Source organism: Phaeovulum molybdatiresistens, from assembly GCF_023544865.1.
In the GTDB taxonomy this organism is placed as follows: Bacteria; Pseudomonadota; Alphaproteobacteria; order Rhodobacterales; family Rhodobacteraceae; genus Pontitalea.
Genome location: NZ_JAMJFX010000072.1, coordinates 1 through 1,242 on the forward strand (window position 1 = coordinate 1; position 1,242 = coordinate 1,242).

The 1,242-nt window shown below is 67.3% G+C and carries 1 protein-coding gene; it reads right to left on the reverse strand.

Going from position 1 to position 1,242, the window contains the following annotated elements; translation table 11 throughout:
* Window positions 1-135 precede the first annotated feature (135 nt).
* Window positions 136-1,092, reverse strand: coding sequence for a mechanosensitive ion channel family protein (locus MXB90_RS17680; protein WP_250046722.1), 957 nt, complete (start codon window positions 1,090-1,092; stop codon window positions 136-138).
* Window positions 1,093-1,242 lie beyond the last annotated feature (150 nt).

Here is a 1,242-nt window from a genome sequence, read left to right on the forward strand (position 1 = left end):
CCGCTTCGTGGCTTTCAACACCACCATCTTGGCACATTGCGATGCCGTCTGGGGAGGGCGGCAACCATCCCATCTCGCCAGTGTCGGGCAGCATGCACAGGATCGGCGCGTCTTTTGGTGTAGTCTCGGCCACCTTCAGCGGGGATCGGTTACGACGTGTCCGGCGACTGCCCCCCGGGCGCAAGGGTCGCCGGGTCTTGGCGTGGCGGGCCCCGCCGGGGCGCAGATCATGGCAACCGGGTGCTGCGGCAACGCAACGCCGGAGCGGCGCAGCGCCGCATCCACTTCGTGCCAGATTGCGTCTCGGCAGTCGATTTCCCGATCGAACCGGTCGACCCAGTAGCGCAGCGCGTAGCGGACCCCATCGGGTTCGATCGCCTGAACACGCACGTCGGGCGGGGGCGATTGTCGGATCAGCGGCGCGTTCGCAAGGGCCGTGCGCAGGATTTCCGAGCCCTCTGTTGTCGGGGTGGCATGACCCAGCGTGATTTCCATCTGCGCCCGGAATTCCGATCGGGGCGCGCTGTAGTTGACGATCCGCTGGCGCGAGATCTGGCTGTTGGGCAAGATCACATAGGTTGAATCGCGCGTCAGAAGGCGCGTGGTCCGCCAGCCGATCTCGACCACCCGGCCCCTTGCCAGTCCCTCGATATCGACCCAGTCCCCGATCCGGAATGGCGCCTCCAGGCCCAGGGCGATGCCCGAAAGCGTATCTGCAACCACGTTGTGGATGGCGAAACCGAACAGGGCCAGCACCACACCCGAACCCGCCAGCGCGCTGCCCGCGCTGTGGCCCATCATGAGGAGGACGCCCGAAACGAACGCCGTCAGGAACAGAAGCGCCGAGACAAGGTCTCGCAACAGCTTGGGCACTGGGCGATTGCGGGGCCGCAGCCGGGCGAACACCAGATCTGTGATCCGGCTGAGCAGCCAGGCGATGGCCAGGTAGGCGACCATCAGCAGGGCATTCTGCCCCTGCCGGCCAGGCAGCCCGATGCCGAAACGCCTGTTCGCCTCGGTTGCGACGAAGGTCAGCGCGGCGATGCCTGTCAGCAGCAGCGCGGGCGCAATCAGGGGGCGCAGCTTTGTCATGGCAATCGCCGGGACAGGCGCGGCGCGGCATGGACGCCCTTGTCGCGACCGGGCTGGCCTGCCGCCGTCGTGTGCGGGGCAACCGGAAACCCGGTGTTTGCCGGTGCAAATTCAACCCGGCAGGATGGACAGCGCCCGGCGGCAGCGCGG